The following is a 22,585-nucleotide window of genomic DNA, read 5'->3' on the forward strand; positions in this document are numbered from 1 at the left end:
GAGGCTTATTATGATTAGCCAGTTTTTTATTAACCGGCCAAAGTTTGCTTTCGTCATCTCGATTGTGTTGACCATTGCAGGGCTATTGTCGATTCCGATATTACCGGTTTCCGAATTTCCGAATCTAGCGCCACCACAGGTTAACGTTTCCACCAGTTATTCAGGGGCTAGTGCAGACATCATTCGCGACGTCATTGCCCAGCCGATTGAGGCTGAGGTGAATGGGGTTGAAGACATGATTTATATGTCTTCAAAGAGTGCCAACGATGGCAGTTACTCATTGTCGGTTACGTTTGAAGTTGGAACCGATGCTGACATGGCTCAAGTGAAGGTTCAAAACCGGGTGCAACAAGCCATGCCCAAACTTCCGGAAGAAGTTAAGCGGCAAGGGGTTAAAGTTGAAAAGCAAAGCCCCAACATTTTGTTGGTGGTGAACTTAGTATCGCCAAATGAGACCTTTGATAGCCTATTTATTACTAACTATGCCGGTCTCAACATTAAAGATGAGTTGGCTCGTGTTAACGGCGTTTCTAAAGTACAAATTATTGGTGGTCTGGACTACGCCATGCGGGTATGGCTCGACCCAGATAAACTCGCCAGTTTGTCCATTACCCCAATGGACGTTGTGCAATCACTGCAAGAGCAAAACATTCAGGTTGCGGCAGGTCGTATTGGCGCGGCACCGGTGGATCCAACTCAGCAATTTCAATATACCCTTCAAACCCAAGGTCGTTTGAAAACTGAGAAAGAGTTTGCGGACATTGTGTTGCGTTCTCATGCCGACGGCAGTCAGGTATTCTTGCAAGACGTGGCTCGCATCGAACTAGGATCTCAAACCTATGATGCTCAAGGTAAATTGAATAATAAGCCCAGTGCAATTATTTCCATCTACCAATCGCCCGATGCTAATGCATTAGAGGTTGCAGCCAACATCAAAGCTAAAATGGAAGAGCTTTCGACTCGTTTTCCTCAGGATTTGGAGTCTAAGGTGTTGTATGACACCACTGAATTCGTGGAAACCTCCATTGCCGAAGTGGTAGAGACACTGTTTATCTCCATCGCCTTGGTTATCTTTGTGGTGTATTTGTTCTTGCAAGATTTTCGTTCAACACTGATCCCTGGCATTGCCATTCCGGTTTCCTTAATTGGTACCTTTGCGTTTTTGCTTGCAGTGGGTATGAACATTAACACCGTATCCTTGTTCGCGTTGATTTTGGCCATTGGTATTGTGGTGGATGACGCCATTATCGTCGTAGAAAACGTCACCCGAATCATGCAGGAAGAGGGCTTAGATCCCAAAGCGGCGACGTCTAAAGCCATGAAAGAAGTGACCGGCCCAGTAATCGCCACTACGTTGGTGTTATTGGCGGTATTTGCGCCAACGGCGGTAATGCCTGGTATCACGGGAATGATGTATGCGCAATTCTCCATAACCATTTGTATTGCGGTACTGATTTCGTCCATTAACGCCTTGACCTTAAGCCCAGCCCTATGTGCCAGCTTGATGCGGGTGCCTAAAACCCACAGCAAAGGTTTCCATTACCATTTCAATAAAGGCTTCGAAAAGATTACCGGGCGTTACACCGGTTTTGTTGGCTCCTTGGTAAAAAAGCTAAGCTTGGTAGCGGTGGCTTATTTAGGCCTCATCATCGCAACGGGTTTTTTCGCAACCCAAATTCCATCAGGGTTCGTACCATCGGAAGACAAAAAAGCCTTTATGGTGGACATTCAACTTCCGGATGGCGCATCGCTTAACCGTACTGAAGAGGTGATGCGTGATTTGGTAGAGCTCACTCTCGCTGAGCCCGGTGTCGAAAACGTCATTCATGCCAGTGGTTTTTCAATCTTAACAGGCTCCATCGCCTCAAACGGTGGCTTGATGATTGTAACCCTTTCTACGTGGGATGAACGGGATACGCCCGACATGCATGAAGCGGCTATTGTGCGCAAATTGCAAGGTAAGTATGCCGCCAACCCAGCGGTAAAAGCGATGGCGTTTTCGCTACCACCAATTCCCGGCATTGGCAGTGTGGGCGGCGTCGAGTTTGTCTTGCAAGATAATCTAGGGCGAACGCCGCAAGAGCTATCGGCGGTTATGGGCGGCTTTATTATGAAAGCCAACGAACAGCCAGAGATTGCCGTCGCCTTCAGTAACTTTAGAAGTGACGTACCGCAAATGTACGTCGATGTGGATCGTCAAAAAGCTAAAGCCATGGGAATACCCTTGAGTGAAATCTTTAGCACATTACAGACCATGCTTGGCTCAATGTATGTCAATGATTTTAACCGCTACGGTAAAGTATTCCGCGTTATGGTGCAGGCAGAGAGCGAGTATCGTAATTCGGAGCGGGACATTAACCGCTACTATGTGCGCAGCAGCAGCGGCGAGATGATTCCGTTGAGTACCTTGGTAACGGTCAGCCCAATCTTAGGGCCAGAGGTGATAACTCAATACAACCTACTATCGTCAACCACCATTAATGCCATTCCAGCACCGGGGTTCAGCTCAGGTGAAGCCATTGCGGCGATGGAGCGAGCGGCCAACGAAGCCTTACCGTCTGGATACAGCTACTCCTGGACGGGGCAAACGTTCCAAGAAATACGAGCCGGTAATCTAGCACCGCTCATATTTGGGTTGGCCTTATTGTTTACCTACTTGTTCTTGGTGGCTCAATACGAAAGTTGGAGTGTACCGCTGTCGGTCATGTTGGCGGTGCCTGTCGCCATTCTTGGTGCCTTTTTAAACATCTTCTTAGCCGGCTCTGATCTTAATTTGTATTCGCAGATAGGATTGGTGTTGCTGATTGGTTTGGCGAGTAAAAACGCCATCTTGATCGTCGAATTTGCGAAAGTGCAACGAGAAGACGAAGGTAAAAGTATTGCCGATGCCGCTGTTACCGCAGGAAAAATGCGCTTTAGAGCCGTACTAATGACCGCATTTTCGTTCATTCTTGGTGTGCTGCCGTTAGTCATCGCGGCAGGAGCGGGGGCTGCAAGTCGTAACTCTCTTGGCTATTCGGTCTTTGGCGGCATGATTGCAGCCACGGTTGTCGGTACCTGTCTCGTGCCGGTTTTCTATGTGATTTTGCAATCGTTAAGAGAGCGTATTAAAGCTAAATTCAGTGCTTAGTTATTCATAGAGTTTAAACGAGCGCCCAACAATCATTCGGTTGTTGGGCGTTTTTTATGGCGTTAGCAGCATATCACTCGATAATGGCCCTACAAATCCAACATAACCTCTGTTGTTTTCATTTTTTTTACAAAATTTTAAAGTTATTTGGTCAGATTGATCGGATTTCTTTGCTGGAAAGCGTCATTACTGCATCGCAGTTAAGAGGGTACTTTACGTAAACGTAAGCATTATACAGGAATTAGCCCATGAGTGATTGGTAAACCTATGTTTTTATGTGGATTATTATACTTGTTCGTATATTTTTTAAACGCTAAAGGTATTGGGCATTTGGTCATACCGGTCATTAATTTGTAAACAAATAGTTACACAGTCAAATTGCTTGTAGTAATTAAAGCAAAATATTGAAAATTGCATAGGCGCTCAGAAGGTTCGCCATTAAATTAGAGTAAATACTCTTCTGATTCTTTAGTGAATACTTATTTATCAAGGCTTTGAAGGCAATTTTAGTTTTGAGTAAAGGCCAATAATTGGCCAGATTGGTAAAAATTGGTTCAATGGTCATGCCAATTTTGGTGGTTGCAGGCTAACGCATCGCTGCATAAGTTTTAGTCATAAAGTTACTAAAAACGGAAAAGCCTTTATGACGCACTCGAACAACAACAGATTATCCATTGCGCCCTCATCGGTTGACGGCGCCGAACAAATTTTTAGTCCAGGCGCTGTGGCATTGCTAGAAGAGCTTTGCCGAGAGTATGCTCATGAAGTCGATGACTTGTTATCCCACCGCCAACAACGGCAGCATCAAATCGACAACGGCTTACTTCCAAACTTTTTAAAAGAAACCGCTGCAATCCGAGAGCAAGATTGGACGATTCGGGGCATCCCCGCCGATCTGCAAGACAGACGAGTCGAAATTACAGGTCCGGTTGAGCGTAAAATGATCATTAATGCACTCAACGCCAACGTTAAGGTGTTCATGGCGGATTTCGAAGATTCGCTGGCGCCAAGTTGGGAGAAAGTCGTTCAAGGTCAAATTAATCTTCGCGATGCCAACAAGCGTGACATCGACTTTGTTGCCAGTGACACAGGTAAAGCCTACCGTTTAAAAGACGATCCGGCGGTGCTTATTGCTCGGGTTCGAGGTATTCATTTACCCGAAGTTCACGTGTTGTTCGACGGCAAGCCTGTTCCCGGATGTTTAGTGGACTTCGCACTGTATTTTTACCACAACTATCTGGCGTTGCTGGAGCGTGGCTCAGCACCGTATTTTTACATTCCTAAATTGCAGCACTATCAAGAGGCACAATGGTGGGCCAAGGTGTTCGCCCACGTAGAACAAAAATATTGTTTGCAGGTGGGTACCATTAAGTGCACATGCCTTATTGAGACCTTGCCTGCCGTGTTTGAAATGGATGAGATTCTGCATGCACTGAAAGACAATATAGTGGCGCTTAACTGTGGTCGCTGGGATTACATCTTCAGCTACATTAAAACCCTACGTCAACACGGTGATAGGGTATTACCGGATCGCCAGCAAGTAACTATGGACAAACCCTTCCTAAGCGCCTACTCGCGACTGTTGATTAAAACCTGTCACAAGCGCGGCGCGTTAGCTATGGGAGGCATGGCAGCCTTTATTCCTTCAAAAGATCCCGCCGAGAACCAGCAAGTATTGGACAAAGTCTATGGTGATAAGCGCCTAGAGGCTCGCAACGGTCACGATGGCACTTGGGTGGCTCATCCGGGGCTTGCAGACGTTGCCATGGACGTTTTCGATAATTTCATTGGTGAAGGCCAATCTAATCAGCTGCACATCAGCAGAGACGTTGATGCTCCTATTACCGCAAGCGAGCTACTTGAGCCGTGTCAGGGAACCCGAACAGAGCAAGGAATGCGATTAAACATACGTGTGTCGCTGCAGTACATCGAAGCCTGGATAAATGGTAACGGCTGCGTGCCTATTTATGGGCTTATGGAAGACGCTGCAACCGCGGAGATTTCACGCTCCACCATATGGCAATGGATTAAGCATGGTCAAAGCTTAGACAACGGTCAGGTGGTTACCGCCGACTTATTTATCGCCATGTTAAGTGAAGAAATGGACGTGGTTCGCAAAGAACTCGGAGATGAGCGCTTTGTAAATGGCAAATTTGATGAAGCCGCCAAGCTCTTAACACACATTACAACCGCAACAGAGCTGGTGGATTTCCTCACCTTACCGGGTTACCAACTTTTGACCGAACAACAACAAACCACTCAAGCAGCTTAATTAGGGAGAGCTATTATGAATCGTCAACAACAAATTGAAGCATTAACCAAGGACTGGGCAGAGAATCCACGTTGGAAAGGTGTACGTCGCCCCTACAGCGCTGAAGAAGTGGTGAACTTAAGGGGGTCGTTTGTGCCCGAGAATACCATTGCCAGTCGCGGTGCCGATAAGCTTTGGCAGCTCATTAACGGCAGTGCCAAAAAAGGCTATGTAAACTGCTTAGGCGCACTTACAGGAGGCCAAGCGGTGCAACAAGCTAAGGCCGGCATCGAAGCGGTGTACTTGTCGGGCTGGCAGGTGGCTGCAGACAATAACCTTGCTTCCAGCATGTATCCGGATCAGTCGCTGTATCCTGCCAACTCGGTTCCTGCGGTGGTTGAGCGGATTAATAATTCGTTTGCAAGAGCCGACCAAATACAATGGAGCACAGGCAAAGGCCCACAAGATGAAGGTGCAACAGATTACTTCTTACCCATTGTTGCCGATGCTGAAGCGGGTTTTGGTGGTGTGCTAAATGCTTATGAATTGATGAAATCAATGATTAATGCCGGAGCAGCGGGTGTGCATTTTGAAGACCAATTAGCCTCTGTGAAGAAGTGCGGACATATGGGTGGTAAGGTGTTGGTCCCAACTCAAGAAGCGGTTCAAAAATTGGTGGCGGCTCGCTTCGCTGCCGACGTCGCTGGTGTTCCAACGCTTGTGATTGCACGCACCGATGCCAACGCTGCTGATTTGTTGACCTCAGATGTGGATCCGTACGATAAAGATTTTATTACCGGTGAGCGCACGTCTGAAGGTTTTTATAAGGTGAGAGCCGGGTTGGACCAAGCCATCAGTCGAGGCTTAGCGTATGCCCCTTACGCCGATATGATTTGGTGCGAAACCGCAACGCCGTGTTTGGATGAAGCAAAACGCTTTGCCGATGCCATTCACGAAAAATACCCGGATCAAATTTTGGCCTATAACTGCTCACCGTCGTTTAACTGGCGAAAGAATCTAGACGATGCAACCATTGCGCGCTTCCAGCAAGCGTTATCTGACATGGGTTACAAGTACCAATTCATCACCTTAGCGGGTATTCACAACATGTGGTACAACATGTTCGATTTGGCCCACAGCTATGCTCAGGGTGAAGGTATGAAACACTACGTAGAAAAAGTGCAGCAGCCAGAATTCGCAGCGGCGGAACGAGGCTACACCTTTGTGGCGCATCAGCAAGAGGTGGGTACCGGATATTTCGACAAGGTCACCAACGTCATTCAAGGTGGGCAATCCTCTGTGACCGCATTAACCGGCTCGACCGAAGAAGATCAATTCTAACGTTCAGCCCATCAGGTTGCCTTAAACGCCGTCCACTAACTTTTGGGGCGGCGTTTTTTCGCGACTTAATTTTACACACATTTCCCACCTTGATTTGAGACAGGATCCCCAATAGACTAGCCCACCCAAATCTTTTGTCCGAACTCTTAGTGTGAACAAGGCTATGCAAGTTTCAGATTTTAATTTTGATCTACCTGATGAATTGATTGCTCGTTATCCAACGGCTCAGCGTAATGCGTCGCGCTTGCTGTGTTTAGAGGGCGATAGCGGTCGCTTAGATGACCGTCAGTTCTGTGATTTGCTTGATCAGGTCGAAGCGGGTGACCTAATGGTCTTTAACAACACCCGAGTCATACCCGCCCGCGTTTTCGGTAAGAAAGCGAGTGGCGGTAAAATCGAAGTCTTGGTAGAAAGAGTGCTTGATGACAAACGCTTTTTAGCCCATGTACGTTCGTCGAAATCGCCAAAGGCGGGCAGCATGCTGCACTTCGAAGGCGACAGAGTCATGCAAATGCTGGCTCGACATGACGCCCTGTTCGAGTTGCAACTTGAAGGGGAGGGTACGGTTCTCGACGCGTTACAAGCCATAGGGCACATGCCGCTGCCGCCTTACATAGACCGACCCGATGAAGACAGCGACTGGGAACGTTATCAAACTGTTTACAGTGAAGTGCCAGGAGCGGTGGCCGCGCCTACGGCGGGCCTGCATTTTGACGACGAAATGCTGCAACAACTTCAAGACAAAGGCGTTCAAGTCGCCTACGTCACCTTGCACGTGGGAGCCGGAACCTTTCAACCGGTGCGAGTGGACAACATTCTGGATCACAAGATGCATTCGGAATATGCAGAAGTCTCCGCCGAGGTGGTGGATAAAATCAAACAAACTAAGGCGGCTGGCAAGCGTGTTATTGCCGTTGGAACCACCAGTGTGCGCAGCTTAGAAAGTGCGGCGAAGGCATCGCAAGCTGAGCTGCAGCCGTTTTTCGATGACACCAGTATTTTCATTTATCCGGGGTATCAGTTTGAGTTGGTAGATGCGATGGTGACCAATTTCCATTTGCCAGAATCCACCTTGATCATGTTAGTCAGTGCGTTCGCCGGATACGATAACGTGATGGCTGCTTATCAGCATGCTGTCGAGCAAAAATACCGCTTCTTTAGCTATGGTGATGCCATGTTCGTCACGGCTAAGACAAAATAATTCGGAGTTATGGCGTAAAGCCACTACAATAACTGGATCATCTAAACCGTATTGGCAACAAGGTTGCAATACAAGACTGTCGGATTGTTACTCCGTCGAGGTTACAATATGAAATTCGAATTAATCACCACGCAAGGTCGCGCACGTCGTGGCCGCCTTGTGTTTGATCGGGGCGTGGTAGAAACACCCGCATTCATGCCGGTAGGCACCTACGGCACAGTTAAGGGTATGACGCCGGAAGAGGTTCGCGAAACCGGTGCTGATATCTTATTGGGCAATACGTTTCACCTATGGCTTCGTCCCGGTGAAGAAATCATGCGCAAGCACGGCGATCTGCATGATTTTATGAACTGGCAACGTCCAATCCTGACCGACTCCGGTGGCTTTCAGGTGTTTTCTTTGGGGCATATCCGCAAAATTACCGAAGAAGGTGTTCACTTCCGTTCTCCAATTAACGGTGAAAAGATTTTTCTAGATCCAGAAAAATCGATGCAAATTCAACACAGTTTAGGCTCTGATGTCGTCATGATCTTTGATGAGTGCACACCGTACCCGGCCACAGAAAATGAAGCGGCTGTGTCAATGCGGATGTCTATGCGTTGGGCGCAGAGAAGCCGAAACGAATTCGATCGTCTGGGTAATAGCAATGCGCTCTTTGGCATCATTCAAGGCGGTGTTTACGAACATTTGCGCGACGAAAGCTTAGAAGGCTTGGTGAATATTGGCTTCGATGGTTACGCCGTTGGTGGCTTGGCCGTGGGTGAGCCTAAAGAAGACATGCACCGCATTCTCGAGCACATTTGCCCTAAAATCCCTGAAGATAAACCCCGTTACTTAATGGGCGTTGGTAAGCCAGAAGACTTGGTTGAAGGGGTGCGCCGTGGCGTCGATATGTTTGACTGCGTGATGCCAACGCGAAACGCTCGTAATGGTCATTTGTTTACCCATGAAGGGGTTATCAAAATCCGTAATGCCCGTCATCGTGACGACACGAGTCCATTGGATAGCGAGTGTGATTGCTATACCTGTAAGAATTACAGTCGCGCCTATTTGTATCATTTAGACCGTTGTAACGAAATTTTAGGTGCCCGCTTAAACACCATCCATAATTTAAGGTATTATCAACGCCTCATGGAAGGATTGCGAGGCGCCATTGAAGCAGGTACCTTAGACCAATTCGTTAGCGAATTTTATAGCAAGCAGGGACGTGAAGTGCCTGTATTGAAAAGTGAAAGTTAGCCCCCATTTAATTAACTACTGATAGTTTTACTTAAGAGAGAGTTATGTTTATTTCAAACGCGTACGCAAATGCAGCAGGTGCTCCACAAGGTGGCGGTACTATGGAATTAATTTTTATGCTGGTGGTTTTCGGCCTAATCTTTTATTTCATGATTTATCGTCCACAAGCCAAGCGTGTTAAAGAACACAAAGGATTGATTTCATCTTTAGGTAAAGGTGATGAAGTGCTAACCAACGGCGGCATCATTGGCAAGATTGCTAAAATCAGTGATGAAAACGACTACGTGTTGTTAGCCCTTAATGATGAAACCAATGTCACCATTAAGAAAGACTACATTGCAGCTGTGCTGCCAAAAGGTTCCATTCAATCGCTATAACGCCAAGAGGGCAAGCGCGTGTTAAATAAGTATCCAATGTGGAAAAACCTGATGGTGATGCTCATTATCGCCATTGGTGCGCTGTATGCGCTTCCAAACTTGTTTGGTGAAGATAACGCGGTTCAAATTCAAGGTACTCGCGGCTATACAGTTAGTAGCGACACCATGAGCCAAGTTCAATCAGCATTAGACACAGCCAGTATCGCAATCAAACGCATCGAACTAAAACAAGACGTTCTTGAAGTGCGAGTCACCAATGGTGATGACCAACTGAAAGCCCGTGAAGTGATTAGCGACTTACTCGGAAAAAGTTACGTTGTAGCCATGAACCTGGCACCGTCCACACCTGAATGGCTTGAAGCTATTGGTGGTGGACCAATGAAACTGGGTTTGGATTTGCGTGGTGGTATTCACTTCTTGATGGAAGTGGATATGGCCGAAGCCATCAGCAAAGCGCAGACGCAAATGACCACGGATTTTCGCAGCGACTTGCGTTCTGAGCGCATCCGTTACTCGGGAATTCGCGCTGTTGGTGATGCGGTTATCATTCAATTTAGAAATGCCGACGCTATGGTAAAAGCCGAGAACTTTATTGGCTCGCGCTATAACCAATACCAAGTAACAGATTCTAACGCCGATTTGAGCTTGCGCATTACCATGACGCAAGAGCATTTACGCCAAATTCGCGAAGAAGCGGTATCGCAAAACATCACCATTATTCGTAATCGTGTTAACGAGTTGGGTGTCGCTGAGCCTGTGGTTCAACGTCAAGGCGCTGAGCGCATTGTGGTGCAACTGCCAGGTGTTCAAGATCCGACTCGCGCCAAAGAGATTCTCGGTGCAACGGCGACCCTTGAGTTTCGCATGCAAGATACCAAAACCGATGCACGAGATGCAGCCGTTGGGCGCTTGCCAGCGTCTTCTGAGTTGTTTGACCGTCGTGGCGGTGGCTCGGTTGTTCTCACTAAAGATGTGATTCTTACTGGGGATCACATTACCGGGGCCCGTGCTGCTTTCGATGAAAATGGTCAGCCTCAGGTCAGCATTGATCTGGATGCTCAGGGCGGCGACAAAATGGCGTCTGCTACCAAAGATGCTATCGGCATGCCAATGGCAACGCTGTTCACCGAGTACAAACCTACCGATGAGAAAGATGAAAACGGTCGCACTAAACTTGAGAAAATTCAGGAAGTGGTGTCGGTCGCTACCATTCAATCTCGTTTAGGTCGCAGTTTCCGCATTACTGGTTTGGGTCATGCTGAAGCGCAAAACCTTGCACTATTGCTGCGCGCTGGCGCACTCAAAGCACCGGTGCAAATTGTTGAAGAGCGCACCATTGGTCCAAGCCTAGGTCAGCAAAATATTGAGAACGGCTTGCAAGCTATGATTTGGGGCCTAATCGTCGTCATCATCTTTATGGCCGTTTATTATCGCGCCTTTGGTTTGATCGCCAACCTTGCGCTGTCGGTGAACCTAGTGATGATTGTGGGCATAATGTCGATGATCCCTGGAGCGACACTAACCCTGCCTGGCATTGCCGGTATTGTGTTAACCGTTGGTATGGCGGTTGATGGCAACGTACTGATCTTTGAGCGGATCCGTGAAGAACTTCGAAATGGCAGAAGCATTCAGCAAGCCATTCACGAAGGATACGGTAACGCCTTGTCTACCATCGCCGATGCCAACATCACCACCTTCATTACCAGTTTGATTCTGTTTGCTGTAGGTACCGGTGCGGTTAAAGGCTTTGCGGTTACCTTGATGATTGGTATTGCTACCTCCATGTTCACTGCCATCGTTGGCTCTCGCGCTCTGGTTAACCTCATTTGGGGTGGCAAGCGCGTGAAGAAACTGTCGATTTAAGGAGCCGTAATCATGTTTCAAATATTAGAACTTAAGAAAACGGTTAACTTCCTTAAGCATGCGGTGCCCGTGAGTATCATGTCGGTAATCTTAGTGATTGCCTCCATTGCGACCTTGGCCACTAAAGGCATTAACTGGGGATTAGATTTCACCGGCGGTACCGTTGTTGAAATGGAATTCTCCCAGGCTGCCGACTTAACGGCGTTAAGAGAACAGCTGGTGGCCCCCGAGGTGGAAGGTGCGGTGGTGCAAAACTTCGGTACCAGCCGCGACGTTATTATTCGTTTGCCGGTCAAAGAAGACTTTAAAAGCGACGTACAAGTACGAGCGACTCAAGCCGCTGCGGCCATTGTTGATGCTAACGTTGAGACGAAACGGGTCGAGTTCGTAGGACCTCAAGTGGGTGCAGAACTTGCCGAGCAAGGTGGCCTAGCGGTACTGGTGGCGTTAATCTGTATTCTAATGTACGTATCGTTCCGCTTTGAATGGCGTTTGGCGATGGGCTCAGTTGCAGCATTGGCGCACGACGTCATTCTAACCTTGGGCATCTTCTCGCTGTTCCAACTGGAGTTCGATTTGACGGTACTGGCGGGGGTACTAACGGTTGTCGGTTATTCTCTGAACGATACCATCGTAGTATTTGACCGAATTCGAGAAAACTTCTTGAAGATCCGCAAGTCAGGACCATCGGAAATCGTAAATACCTCGATTACCCAAACCATGAGCCGTACCATCATTACTACCGGTACCACCTTGATTGTGGTTGTCGCTTTGTTTATGAAAGGCGGTGCGATGATCCATGGTTTCGCTACGGCGCTGCTGATGGGTATTGTTGTTGGTACTTATTCGTCCATTTACGTGGCCAGTTATTTGGCGGTTCGTTTGGGCGTAAGTCGCGAGCACATGCTACCGGTTGAAGTTGAAAAAGAAGGTGCTGACCAAGACGCTCTTATGCCTTAAGCGTCAATTAGTTACCTATGAAAGCCAGACATTTTTGTCTGGCTTTTTTTATGCGTCAGCTTGATAACATTTGAATAACATCCGTAATTAAGGTAAAAGGGGAGCGGTCTCAAGTTTTGTATTCTTGATGGAGTTACCTAGGCTCATGGAAGTAAAAAACGTCTTTGTGGTCAGCGCTAATTTATTGGAAGCCCATACTTGGAAAGGGTTGCTGGAAAACCAAGGGATTCCGGTAGAGCTTCGGGGCGAAACCTTACTGGGTGCTACCGGCGAATTACCCGCGGATGTGCAACAGGTAGAGGTTTGGGTTGATGAAGCTCATTTGCAACAAGCCAGAGCGCATTTAGACGCACTGCAGGTGCCAAAAGAGCGCTGGACTTGCATTCAGTGCAACGAGGAGAACGAAGGTAACTTTGAGTTGTGCTGGAATTGTAGCTCCGAGCACAGCAAGCCTCGTTAGGATAGCCCGTTGCAGTATTTTCCAGTTTTTATCGACCTTGATAATAAGCCCGTTGTCGTGGTCGGCGGTGGTGAAGTGGCTACGCGTAAAGTCAGTTTATTGCTGCGAACCCAAGCACAGATACACGTTATCGCACCAACGCTTTCTCCTGAGTTGGCTCAGCTACATGATCAAACTCGTATTCAGTGGCAACGCCTAAGCCTTTGCCAAAATAATGATGCCAGTTGGTTACCTAGCGGCACTTCTATGGTCTTCATGGCCACTAACGACACTGACTTAAATCGTTATTGGGCTAAACAACTCGGCAACAGCAGCGCTTTGATAAACGTGGTTGATGATCCGAGTTGGTGTGACTTTATAACACCCGCAATTGTCGATCGAGGCAAACTGCAGGTCGCCATCAGTACTGCAGGAGCCGCACCCGTCTTGGCGGGGCAATTGAGAGCTCAAATAGAACAAAGCCTACCGAGTTCAAGTGCACAGCTCATGGAATTTGTCGCCTCGCAGCGAACGTCGATTCAGCAGCAACTATCGGCTGGTGAGCGTCGGTTGTTTTGGCAACGGTTTTTTGCCGCGAATGGTCGCGGTTATAGTGCCGCGACTCAACAGACCTTTACTGAGTTGCTTGCCAGTGCTTCCTTTAAACAAGCCAAAGCGCAACTTTATCTCTGGGACATTGCACAGGACCCACATTCGCTGCCATTGTGGATGCTCGAAAAACTGGTGAACGTGGACATAGTGGTGGGTGCTAATGACCTGCCAGAACAACTGGAAGTCTATATCCGTCGAGACGCAGAGCGGCAATTGGTGGTTGATGTTCAATGCTTACGGGAGCTGTATCATCAAAACATGTCCATCATCTGCTTTGCTGACACTACTAAAATCAATGAGATAGCGCTTGATTTTAGCTCGGCGGTGGTTGTTAAAGGCGGAACCCCGGCCTTGCCCTGTGACCACCCAAATATGCCAAAAACTTTGCACCGTTAGCTTTGCATATACCGCTTAGCGGTGCATACGACCGCTGGCGCTAAATTACACACCGTTTAATTAGTTTACCACTCACTCACTCTTGATTAGTCGTTATACTGCCGCCAACCGAATATTAGGAGGCAGTAATATGTCGTTTTTTCTACTCAGCATAGCTTTGCTTATTGGCGGCTATTTCATTTACGGAACTTTTGTGGAGAAGGTCTTTGGCATTCAAGAAAAGCGCCAAACACCTGCCTACGCGCAACAGGACGGTGTTGACTATGTGCCGATGTCGAAAGGCAAGGTCTATCTGATTCAACTGCTCAATATTGCCGGCGTAGGCCCAATTTTTGGACCCATTATGGGGGCCTTATACGGTCCTGCTGCCATGTTGTGGATCGTGGTTGGGTGTATTTTCGCCGGCGCCGTTCACGATTATTTCTCCGGCATGCTTTCAGTGCGCAACGGTGGTGCTTCGGTTCCTAATATCGTTGGCCGTTATCTGGGCAATGGCGCCAAGTTGTTTATGAACATTTTCGCACTGGTGCTTCTAGTACTTGTGGGTGTTGTGTTTGTATCTGCTCCAGCCAGCATGTTAACTAACCTAATTAACAGCAAAACTGAAATCACGGTAGCACTGAGTGCGGTCGTTGCGATCATTTTCTTGTACTACATAATTGCGACCATTGTTCCAGTGGACAAAATCATTGGCCGTTTGTATCCCTTCTTTGGGGCGCTGCTCATCTTCATGTCAGTAGGTATGGTTGTGGCTTTGGGAGTGAGTGCCGATCACGCGATGCTGCCAGGTTTCGAAGCAAAAGACTTTATTACCAACATGAACCCTAACGACATGCCGTTATGGCCTGCTTTGTTCATCACCATTGCTTGTGGTGCCATTTCAGGGTTCCACGCGACTCAGTCTCCGCTCATGGCTCGCTGTGTTGAGAACGAAAAGAACGGTCGCTTTGTATTCTACGGTGCCATGATTGGTGAAGGCATCATCGCCATCATCTGGTGTGCCGTTGCGTTGTCTTTCTTTGGCAGCTTAGACTCATTGGCTGAAGTGGTTAAAGAGGGTGGTCCTGGTAAAGTAGTATTCGATTCAGCGTTTGGTTTAATGGGCGTTGTGGGTGGATTCCTGGCCTTCTTAGGTGTGGTTATTCTACCGATTACGTCTGGTGATACCGCGTTCCGCTCTGCGCGCCTCATTTTAGCTGAGTTCTTTAAGTTGCCTCAAACCGAGTTGCCGAAACGTCTACTAATGGCTCTGCCTTTGTTTGTTATCGGTGGCATCTTAACTCAAGTGGATTTTGGAATCATTTGGCGCTATTTCGGTTTTGCCAACCAAACCACAGCGGTAATGATGTTGTGGACCGCGACTGCGTACTTGAATACCAATGGTAAATTCCACTGGATTACCACGGTACCAGCAATGTTTATGACAACGGTGGTTATTACCTTCATTCTAAACAGCGCAACCCTTGGTTTTGGTTTGCCAATGACCATCGCGACCGCCGCCGGCATCGTGTTGATGTTAGTGATTACATTCCTCGTTCTCAATACTCGCAGAGGGGAAGGTAAAGACAGTGTTGAGTACAGTGAGTTAACTAAGTAAACTGTCGAAATTACTCAGAAAAAAGGCTCCTGTGAAGGAGCCTTTTTTAATGTCAATTACTTCAGTCGCGTCGGGGTGACCCAGACACTGTGCTCTTGATTTGATAAGCACAAGCTATTTTGGTCAATGCTGGCGCTCAGTTGCATGTTGCGACTGAACAGGGATTGGGCGTCGCTAGCCTGTTGTTCATCGATTTCCCAAACACTTAAGTTATCGAATCGGCTGAGTTTGGTGGCTATTTGCTGCCACCAAGGCGCAACCGCTCCTCCACCATAGCAATATAGGCTAGCGTGTTGAGCTTTCGAGGAGGCTTTACGCAGCCATTTTTCATCCAATTGGCCTAAGTCTATCCAGTGAGTTATTACTCCGGCATCGTCTTTAGCCCACAGTTCTGGCTCGTCGTCAGCGCACAAGCCTTTGGTTAAACTCACATTTAAGTGGGCATTAAAACAGTAGGCAATAAGCCTAACCATGACCCGCCGTTCATTTTCAGAGGGGTGCATGGCGATGGTAAATTCATGATCTTGGTAGTGATGAACGTCCATATTCGCGACGTTAATTTTTACTTTTACTACGGTGGCTTTGCGTGCCATTTGGTGTATTCCTAAAAGCCCATGGCTTGTTTAATGGTTTTTTGGTAGCGACGTGAGATTGGAAACTGTGCGCCATTGGTGGTGGTCACTTGCCCACCGGCACCACCCTCGGTTACCGAAATTTCTGCAATCCTGTCTAAATTCACTAGATATTGCCGATGGCAACGAACTAATTGCGTGCGTTGCTCGATGACGGTAAGCGTGAGTTGAGTGTGGTGTTGCTCTTGATTGCAAACTACGTGAATGCCACTCATATCGGAAAACACGTAATCGATGTCCTGCGGTTTTATCATGCGCAATCGATTGTGGTTAAAGCAGGGGATGCTCTCAAGCTGGGTTGAGCGCAAAGGCTCGATGGTTTGTGGAGTCAAATTACTTCGAACGCGTTCTATACTTTCACGTAAACGTTCACAGTTTATTGGTTTGAGTAAATAATCGATGGCATTGGCGTCGAAGGCCTGAATGGCGTATTCGTCGAAGGCGGTGACAAACACGATTCGAGGTAAGTTACTGTCATCCAACATGCTAAGCATTTCTAATCCTGAAATGCGTGGCATCTGAATGTCCAAAAATACCAGATCTGGGCGATGTTTATTTATCAGCTTAATGCCTTCAAAGGCGTTACTTGCCTGAGCAATCACTTGAATATCTTGGTATTGACGCAAACTGGCTTCTAGCTCATGGCGAGCGTTGGCTTCGTCGTCAATTAGTAGGCAGTGAATCATCGGGTTTCAACTTTTTCTTGGTAATTCAGTGTCACAATGACTTTAGTATATTGGTCAGCTTGGCATTCTACTGCGATACCGGCCTGTTGACCAAATTCAGCCCGCAGTCGTTTATCCACAATTTTTAGCCCTAAACCTTGCTCTCTGGGGCCTTGATATAAACCGGCATTATCCACAACTTCCAGTATCAGCAGGTTATCTTGGCGGTAGCCGCTTACCTTGATGTTGCCAACCCCCAGCAATTGGCTGGTGCCATGTTTTACCGCATTTTCAATTAATGGTTGTAAGGTAAAGGTGGGCATCATTGCTTGTTCGAGCTGGGGATCGATGTCGATGGATACGTGCAGCTTTTCCTGAAAACGCGCTTTTTCGATGCGTAGATAACTGTCAATGTGTTGCAACTCTTCTTTTAGCGTAACCAGCGGGGTATTGCGCTTTAGGTTTTGTCGTAAGAACTGAGCTAAGTCGCGCAGCAATTGTCGAGCGCTCTCTGCATCATTGCGGGTTATGGCACTGATGGTATTCAGGGCATTAAATAGGAAGTGAGGGTTTACTTGCGCTTGCAAAAGGTTGAGCTCAGATTGAACCAGCAAGTTCTTTTGCTGTTCATAGCGGCCATATAATATTTGATTGGACAGCAATCGAGCGATGCCTTCGCCCATGGTGCGGTTAATGTTTAAGAACAGTTTCTTCTTAGGCTCGTACAGTTTAATGGTGCCGATGACGGTTTGGGTATCCCCCAGTGGAATGACTAAACTTGAGCCTAAAGGACACTTTTCATCAATCGAACAACAATAGGGGCTGTTAACTCCGTCGGCAAACACTACGCGATTATCACGAATGGCATCATAGGTTATTTGCGAGGTTATCACTGAACCCGGTATGTGGTGATCCGCCCCTTGCCCAATAAAAGCTAACAGTTTTTCCCTATCGGTAATGGCCACCGCACCGACCTTAGTTTCCTCAATAATGATGCGCGCCACTTTTTCACTGGTTTCTTGGTTAAACCCCTTTGCAAACAGACCAATGCTTCGCTCGGCAATGGTCAGCGCTTGTGCAGAGAATACCGAAGAGACTTTATCGACTAAGGTTTTGCGATCGCGGATGATGCTCATGAACAAGGCGGCGCCCAGCGCATTAACCACAATCATTGGCAGAGCGATAACTTTCACGAGTTCTAAAGCTTGCTCATAAGGTTTAGCGACCATCAATATCACCGCCATTTGAATGACCTCAGCGGTCACTCCCAAAGCAATGACAATGGCAGCATTAAAGCGCAAATCGCTTTTTCCTCGGCGCTTTAAATGGGCTGCTAATAGCCCTGCAAGAAGTCCTTCTAGGGTAGTCGAAATGGCGCAAGCCACATCGGTAAAGCCACCTAAGCTATAGCGATGAATTCCGCCGGTTAAGCCAACCGCAAGGCCGGTTATCGGCCCGCCAAGCAAACCGCCTAGTATGGCGCCCATGGCACGAGTATTGGCAATGGCGTCATTAACCTGTTCACCATAAAAGGTACCTAGCACACAGAAAAGACTAAACACTATGTATATGATGACCTTGTGTGGCAGTCGCGTAGAGTCTTCTACTAATGGCTTAAAGAGTAAGGTTTTACTCAGTAAGTAAGCGATGACCAAATATACGCACATTTGCTGTAGCAACAGTAAGGTAAGCAACATTTAAGGTTTATCTCCGTTGGCAGCCAACCAGTAATGACAATAGCGAGTATATAATGAGTGAATCAATACACGGCCATCAAGTAATGCAGTACATGGTCGAACTTGGGCGTCCTGTATCAAAAACCGAATTGGCTCAGCTGTTAGCCGACAAGTTTGGTGAACAAGCAAGGTTTCACACCTGCAGTGCCAATGAGTTGGATATCAAAGGGATTATAGCTTTTCTAGAAGGGCGCGGTAAGTTCATCACCACCGATGAAGGTGTCGCCACTTCACTGGATAAAATTTGTAATCATTGATAGCCATTAAAAAAGACGCCAACGGGCGTCTTTTTGCTGTTATTAGTCTGGCTCAGCCTCATTAGCCTGCCGTTTTTTCTCGCTTGGTAGTTTTGGGTAAGGAAATTTTAGCTGCCCAATTCGAATAATGATTACGGTTGATGCCAGCATCAAGGTGGAGGCGGCAATGGCGATGATGCGCCAGTCGTCCATGCTTTTCATATCTAGAATCAAATAACGCGCTAATGCCACAATCGCAATGTATATCGGCATTCGTACTGGCAATTTACCGCTCTCAGCGTAGTTAGCGACCATGGCTAATACTTCTAAGTAGATAAATAGCAGTAGCAAATCGGCGAGCGACACGCGGCGCATGTCGATGACGTGCATGACTTCCTGGCCAATGGCCGTGATGGTGGCTATGGTGATAATAATCAAAATCGCGTGTTCCAGTACTTTTAAACTGGTAACGCCGTATTTTTGATATAAGTTCATTAGCGTTTCAATCCCTTCATGCAAAGTTTATTTTTATGGTTATTAGTTTACTGAATTCCGTCTGTGGTAATACAATATAATTGTGATCTTGTTCAAACAATAAGGTTTGTGCAACGGGCTTTGAAAACAGAACCATCAAAATAAGGATTAAAAATGAGAAAGGTGTTAATGCTCCTCGGATTATGTCTTGGGCTGAGTGGATGCTCTGATAATGAAGTGGGCGATGTCTCTTTGGGAATGTTTACGCTAAAAGACATTAAGCTTAACACGCTCGTGGACCCACTCATCCCCGGAGTAACCTGCCATGTTGCCTCTATTGAAGCCAATCTGTCGCTTTCAGATCCCAGTGATAGTGCAATTTCTTGTCGTCAAACGGGCGAAATAACCGCCGCAATGATCGAGAAAATTGACAAGAGTTTGTCCGGTGAAGTGGTTTTTAAAAAGTCAAAAAGTGTGTTTTTTAAATCCATGAAAATTCGCAGAATCTACGATCCAGCTAATCAAACGCTCATGTATTTGTCATACTCCACCAAAGAAACCAGCGGCAGTTTCAAACACAGTTTGTCAACGGTGCCGTTATGGGGTACTGCGGCTTATCAAGAGTCACCTGTGGTGCAGAAATAATCGCCGCTGGTGCAGAAATGGCTAAAAGTTCAATTGGGTCAAAAAAGCTGTGCACTGCCTCATAAATCTTTTAACCGCAAAGCGCTTGTATTTGACCTGAGCGCCACTTCAAGGTTTATTGTGCACAGAATTATTATTTAAGGATATCTAATCGTGTTTAAAAGCAAAATGTTAGCAGTGGTATTTGCAGTATCGTCGCTATTAATGCTGGGCGCTTGCTCTCCAGCAGAAACTCCAGCGGCACCTGCAGCGCCCGCAGCACCGACTGCACCGGCTGCTCAACCTCAAGCAAATGTGGCTCCAGCGCCTGCTCCTCAAGAAGCCGGTCAATTTGTACAGGGCAAGCATTACTTCACAGTAAGTGACAAGTCGGCTACCGCCACTCCGCAAATCACAGAGTTTTTCTCTTTCTATTGCCACAATTGTTACAACATGGAAACTCAATATTTGCCGTTTATCAAAGCTCACATTGACCCATCCATTGAGTTCAAAACAGCTCACGTAGATTTCATGCGCAGTGAAATTGGCTACGAAGTGATTCGCTCACTGGCGGTTATGCAACAAATGGGTATTACCTCAGAATTGATGCCAACCATGTTTGCCACCATTCAGGCAGATGACGATGGCGGTCACCATCATGGTCACGATCACGGTGACAATGCTGACGCACTGGACATCAAAGTGAATTCTCGTGATGACATAAAGGCCATCTTTGCGGCAAAAGGCTACGACGTTACTCAATACGACTCCATGGCCGACAGTGACCAAACCAACGCCACCATGAAAAAATGGGCCGAACAAGAAAAAGCCTTTGGCATTCGCAGTGTTCCAGGGTTCGTAGTAAACGAAAAATACGCCATTAATATGAGCGAGATACGTTCACTAGAAGAATTTGCCGCGCTGATTAATTTCTTGGCTTTACACAAAAGCTAAGCTCAACGAAAAGCCCAGCACACGCACAAAAAAAGCGCCAGCCCCTTAGTTTAGGAGCTGGCGCTTTTTAGTAACCAATAAAAGCGCTTAGCTTGCTTTTATCGCTTCAGATAGTAACGGTCTCATGCATTTAAGCATGGCTTGAGTAACTTTAGGGCCACCTGCCACAATGTGGCCAGATTTTAGGTAGTTATGACCACCGTTAAAGTCGGTCACCATGGCACCGGCTTCGCGAGCAATCAATTCACCTGCAGCGATGTCCCAAGGTTTTAGGGCCAGTTCGAAGTAGCCGTCGGTACGACCCGCAGCGGTGTAGGCCAAATCTAAAGCGGCAGAACCGGTGCGGCGCATGTCCGCTACATGATTAAACATTTCACCAAAGATTTTTAGGTAGGTGTCGGTGTGCTGACGTGATTTAAACGGCAATCCCGTAGCAACAATACCGCCACTCAGTTCATTGTTTGCCGGTACTCGAACTCGAAAACCATTCATTTGTGCGCCTTTACCGCGAATCGCGCTAAACAGCTCATCACGAAGGGGATCGTAAACGACCGCAACTTCGGTTTTACCTTTGATTTGCAGCGCAATAGATACTGCGAAATGAGGAATGCCTTGAACAAAATTGGTGGTGCCATCGAGGGGATCGATGATCCAAAGGTAATCGGTGTCGGCACCTTGGCTTGAACCGCTTTCTTCCGCCACGATGCTGTGGTCTGGATAGGAAGCGTGAATCGCAGCAATGATAGCGGCTTCAGCATCTTTATCGACACTGGTGACGAAGTCGTTTTGGCCTTTTGCCTCAACTTTCACTTTGTCCATTTGAGCATAAGCTCGTGTGATAACAGTTCCTGCGCTGCGCGCAGCACGAACTGCAATAGTCATCATAGGATGCATACAGTATTACCCTTGGCTGTAAAAGAACGGTGTAAAAAACGGCGGCAAGTCTACCAGCAATTGCGCTCAGTTGAAATAGGCAATTTTAACTGAGGTGAGCGAGTCGTTGCCGTTATCGATATAAAGACTATAGCTTAGTATTAGATTATCGACTGTGTGTTGTTCGTTTTAGGCTGTGATAGAATCCCGAGCTTCACCTTCGTAAGAGCGAGTTTTGGATGTTAGATAAGGTAAAAGTGGTGTTGGTTGGAACCACTCACCCAGGCAACATAGGTTCCGCCGCAAGAGCAATGAAAACCATGGGACTGAGCCAGTTAGTATTAGTGGCCCCTGAAGCTGAAGTCGACAAGGAAGCGGTGGCATTGGCAGCCGGCGCATCTGATATCCTCAATCAAGCTCGAACCGTAAGCACCCTTGAAGAGGCGATCGACGATTGCCAATTGGTCTTGGCCACCAGTGCGCGTATTCGAGGTTTAGATTGGCCTATGCTGGCTCCCAGAGAAGCAGGCGAAAAGCTGATTGCTGAAGCGCACAGTGCGCCGGTGGCGATTGTCTTTGGTCGAGAGCGCAGCGGTCTCACCAACACAGAGCTGCAATTGGCAAACTTCCACGTAGCCATACCCGCTAATTCTGAATACTCCAGTCTTAACTTAGCCCAAGCGGTGCAAATTTTAAGCTACGAAGTCAGAATGGCCTCCTTAAACCATTCAGTAAATTCACGCCCCGCGACCGAGGTGGATTATCCCTCTAACGATGATATGGAGCGTTTTTATCAACACTTGCAAGAAACCTTGTCCAGTACAGGCTTTATCGTGCAAGCACATCCGGGCCAAATTATGGCGAAATTGCGGCGGTTGTTTAACCGAGCCAGACCCGAATCGGCGGAGATGAACATTTTGCGAGGCATATTATCATCCGTTAACAAGATTGTTGCCAAGTTGCCAAAATCCAGTGACTGACTCGC

The 22,585-nt window shown here is 47.3% G+C and carries 20 protein-coding genes; 15 read left to right on the forward strand and 5 right to left on the reverse strand.

Features of this window, described 5'->3' with window-relative positions; translation table 11 throughout:
* Nucleotides 1-10 precede the first annotated feature (10 nt).
* The 11 genes from CLC91_RS03110 (at nt 11) to CLC91_RS03160 (ending at nt 15,406) form a co-directional block, all read left to right on the forward strand.
* Entirely contained in the window at nt 11-3,130 is a 3,120-nt protein-coding gene (locus tag CLC91_RS03110; protein ID WP_095497478.1) for an efflux RND transporter permease subunit, read from the forward strand.
* A 643-nt stretch (nt 3,131-3,773) separates the two neighbouring features.
* A complete protein-coding gene (gene aceB, locus CLC91_RS03115; protein WP_095497479.1) occupies nt 3,774-5,402 on the forward strand; it encodes a malate synthase A in 1,629 nt (542 codons plus the stop codon).
* Between the two features lie 15 nt (nt 5,403-5,417).
* A complete protein-coding gene (gene aceA, locus CLC91_RS03120; RefSeq protein ID WP_095497480.1) occupies nt 5,418-6,722 on the forward strand; it encodes an isocitrate lyase in 1,305 nt (434 codons plus the stop codon).
* A 163-nt stretch (nt 6,723-6,885) separates the two neighbouring features.
* A complete protein-coding gene (queA, locus tag CLC91_RS03125; protein WP_095497481.1) occupies nt 6,886-7,923 on the forward strand; it encodes a tRNA preQ1(34) S-adenosylmethionine ribosyltransferase-isomerase QueA in 1,038 nt (345 codons plus the stop codon).
* A 108-nt stretch (nt 7,924-8,031) separates the two neighbouring features.
* Nucleotides 8,032-9,162: a tRNA guanosine(34) transglycosylase Tgt gene (gene tgt, locus CLC91_RS03130; RefSeq protein WP_095497482.1), complete on the forward strand. Its 1,131-nt coding sequence runs from the start codon at nt 8,032-8,034 to the stop codon at nt 9,160-9,162.
* A gap of 44 nt (nt 9,163-9,206) precedes the next feature.
* Entirely contained in the window at nt 9,207-9,539 is a 333-nt protein-coding gene (yajC, locus tag CLC91_RS03135) for a preprotein translocase subunit YajC (RefSeq protein WP_095497483.1), read from the forward strand.
* A gap of 18 nt (nt 9,540-9,557) precedes the next feature.
* Nucleotides 9,558-11,402: a protein translocase subunit SecD gene (secD, locus tag CLC91_RS03140; protein ID WP_095497484.1), complete on the forward strand. Its 1,845-nt coding sequence runs from the start codon at nt 9,558-9,560 to the stop codon at nt 11,400-11,402.
* A 12-nt stretch (nt 11,403-11,414) separates the two neighbouring features.
* Nucleotides 11,415-12,362, forward strand: coding sequence for a protein translocase subunit SecF (gene secF / locus CLC91_RS03145; RefSeq protein WP_095497485.1), 948 nt, complete (start codon nt 11,415-11,417; stop codon nt 12,360-12,362).
* Between the two features lie 145 nt (nt 12,363-12,507).
* Entirely contained in the window at nt 12,508-12,822 is a 315-nt protein-coding gene (locus CLC91_RS03150; protein WP_095497486.1) for a putative signal transducing protein, read from the forward strand.
* Between the two features lie 9 nt (nt 12,823-12,831).
* Complete coding sequence (locus CLC91_RS03155) at nt 12,832-13,809, forward strand: precorrin-2 dehydrogenase/sirohydrochlorin ferrochelatase family protein (RefSeq protein ID WP_095499973.1); 978 nt, start codon at nt 12,832-12,834, stop codon at nt 13,807-13,809.
* 130 nt (nt 13,810-13,939) lie between these two features.
* Complete coding sequence (locus tag CLC91_RS03160) at nt 13,940-15,406, forward strand: carbon starvation CstA family protein (protein ID WP_095497488.1); 1,467 nt, start codon at nt 13,940-13,942, stop codon at nt 15,404-15,406.
* Nucleotides 15,407-15,462: 56 nt separating this feature from the next.
* Here CLC91_RS03160 and CLC91_RS03165 read toward each other — a convergent pair whose 3' ends face one another.
* From CLC91_RS03165 to CLC91_RS03175, 3 genes are read right to left on the reverse strand one after another with little or no spacing between them, the layout of a single operon-like run.
* Entirely contained in the window at nt 15,463-15,999 is a 537-nt protein-coding gene (locus CLC91_RS03165; protein ID WP_095497489.1) for a YaeQ family protein, read from the reverse strand.
* A gap of 11 nt (nt 16,000-16,010) precedes the next feature.
* Nucleotides 16,011-16,724, reverse strand: coding sequence for a two-component system response regulator BtsR (gene btsR / locus CLC91_RS03170; protein WP_095497490.1), 714 nt, complete (start codon nt 16,722-16,724; stop codon nt 16,011-16,013).
* A complete protein-coding gene (locus CLC91_RS03175) occupies nt 16,721-18,400 on the reverse strand; it encodes a sensor histidine kinase (protein WP_095499974.1) in 1,680 nt (559 codons plus the stop codon). The genes btsR and CLC91_RS03175 overlap by 4 nt, the downstream gene beginning before the upstream one ends.
* Before the next feature lie 53 nt (nt 18,401-18,453).
* On the opposite strand from CLC91_RS03175, the gene CLC91_RS03180 reads away from it, so the two are divergent.
* Nucleotides 18,454-18,696 carry a YecH family metal-binding protein gene (locus CLC91_RS03180; RefSeq protein ID WP_095497492.1) on the forward strand — a complete coding sequence of 81 codons (243 nt, stop codon included), beginning with the start codon at nt 18,454-18,456 and terminating at the stop codon, nt 18,694-18,696.
* 42 nt (nt 18,697-18,738) lie between these two features.
* Here the strand turns inward: CLC91_RS03180 and CLC91_RS03185 are convergent, their stop codons facing one another.
* Entirely contained in the window at nt 18,739-19,170 is a 432-nt protein-coding gene (locus CLC91_RS03185; protein WP_095497493.1) for a phosphate-starvation-inducible protein PsiE, read from the reverse strand.
* A 153-nt stretch (nt 19,171-19,323) separates the two neighbouring features.
* Between CLC91_RS03185 and CLC91_RS03190 the strand changes: the two genes are divergently transcribed.
* Together CLC91_RS03190 and CLC91_RS03195 are read left to right on the forward strand one after the other, a co-directional pair.
* A complete protein-coding gene (locus tag CLC91_RS03190; RefSeq protein ID WP_095497494.1) occupies nt 19,324-19,794 on the forward strand; it encodes a CreA family protein in 471 nt (156 codons plus the stop codon).
* A gap of 153 nt (nt 19,795-19,947) precedes the next feature.
* Nucleotides 19,948-20,727, forward strand: coding sequence for a thiol:disulfide interchange protein DsbA/DsbL (locus CLC91_RS03195; protein ID WP_233132561.1), 780 nt, complete (start codon nt 19,948-19,950; stop codon nt 20,725-20,727).
* An 87-nt stretch (nt 20,728-20,814) separates the two neighbouring features.
* Here CLC91_RS03195 and suhB read toward each other — a convergent pair whose 3' ends face one another.
* Nucleotides 20,815-21,621, reverse strand: a complete 807-nt coding sequence (gene suhB, locus CLC91_RS03200) for an inositol-1-monophosphatase (RefSeq protein WP_095497495.1) — start codon at nt 21,619-21,621, stop codon at nt 20,815-20,817.
* A gap of 218 nt (nt 21,622-21,839) precedes the next feature.
* Between suhB and trmJ the strand changes: the two genes are divergently transcribed.
* Nucleotides 21,840-22,580, forward strand: a complete 741-nt coding sequence (gene trmJ, locus CLC91_RS03205; protein WP_095497496.1) for a tRNA (cytosine(32)/uridine(32)-2'-O)-methyltransferase TrmJ — start codon at nt 21,840-21,842, stop codon at nt 22,578-22,580.
* The last annotated feature ends 5 nt before the right edge of the window (nt 22,581-22,585 follow it).

This window comes from Paraferrimonas haliotis (genome assembly GCF_002282895.1).
Classification (GTDB): Bacteria; Pseudomonadota; Gammaproteobacteria; order Enterobacterales; family Shewanellaceae; genus Paraferrimonas; species Paraferrimonas haliotis.

Bases quoted from the DNA above. Each gene is read 5' to 3' on its own strand.
- CLC91_RS03110 (WP_095497478.1), top strand. From the start codon at position 11: ATGATTAGCCAGTTTTTTATTAACCGGCCAAAGTTTGCTTTCGTCATC.
- aceB (WP_095497479.1), top strand. From the start codon at position 3,774: ATGACGCACTCGAACAACAACAGATTATCCATTGCGCCCTCATCGGTT.
- aceA (WP_095497480.1), top strand. From the start codon at position 5,418: ATGAATCGTCAACAACAAATTGAAGCATTAACCAAGGACTGGGCAGAG.
- queA (WP_095497481.1), top strand. From the start codon at position 6,886: ATGCAAGTTTCAGATTTTAATTTTGATCTACCTGATGAATTGATTGCT.
- tgt (WP_095497482.1), top strand. From the start codon at position 8,032: ATGAAATTCGAATTAATCACCACGCAAGGTCGCGCACGTCGTGGCCGC.
- yajC (WP_095497483.1), top strand. From the start codon at position 9,207: ATGTTTATTTCAAACGCGTACGCAAATGCAGCAGGTGCTCCACAAGGT.
- secF (WP_095497485.1), top strand. From the start codon at position 11,415: ATGTTTCAAATATTAGAACTTAAGAAAACGGTTAACTTCCTTAAGCAT.
- CLC91_RS03150 (WP_095497486.1), top strand. From the start codon at position 12,508: ATGGAAGTAAAAAACGTCTTTGTGGTCAGCGCTAATTTATTGGAAGCC.
- CLC91_RS03160 (WP_095497488.1), top strand. From the start codon at position 13,940: ATGTCGTTTTTTCTACTCAGCATAGCTTTGCTTATTGGCGGCTATTTC.
- CLC91_RS03165 (WP_095497489.1), bottom strand. From the start codon at position 15,999: ATGGCACGCAAAGCCACCGTAGTAAAAGTAAAAATTAACGTCGCGAAT.
- btsR (WP_095497490.1), bottom strand. From the start codon at position 16,724: ATGATTCACTGCCTACTAATTGACGACGAAGCCAACGCTCGCCATGAG.
- CLC91_RS03175 (WP_095499974.1), bottom strand. From the start codon at position 18,400: ATGTTGCTTACCTTACTGTTGCTACAGCAAATGTGCGTATATTTGGTC.
- CLC91_RS03180 (WP_095497492.1), top strand. From the start codon at position 18,454: ATGAGTGAATCAATACACGGCCATCAAGTAATGCAGTACATGGTCGAA.
- CLC91_RS03185 (WP_095497493.1), bottom strand. From the start codon at position 19,170: ATGAACTTATATCAAAAATACGGCGTTACCAGTTTAAAAGTACTGGAA.
- CLC91_RS03190 (WP_095497494.1), top strand. From the start codon at position 19,324: ATGAGAAAGGTGTTAATGCTCCTCGGATTATGTCTTGGGCTGAGTGGA.
- suhB (WP_095497495.1), bottom strand. From the start codon at position 21,621: ATGCATCCTATGATGACTATTGCAGTTCGTGCTGCGCGCAGCGCAGGA.
- trmJ (WP_095497496.1), top strand. From the start codon at position 21,840: ATGTTAGATAAGGTAAAAGTGGTGTTGGTTGGAACCACTCACCCAGGC.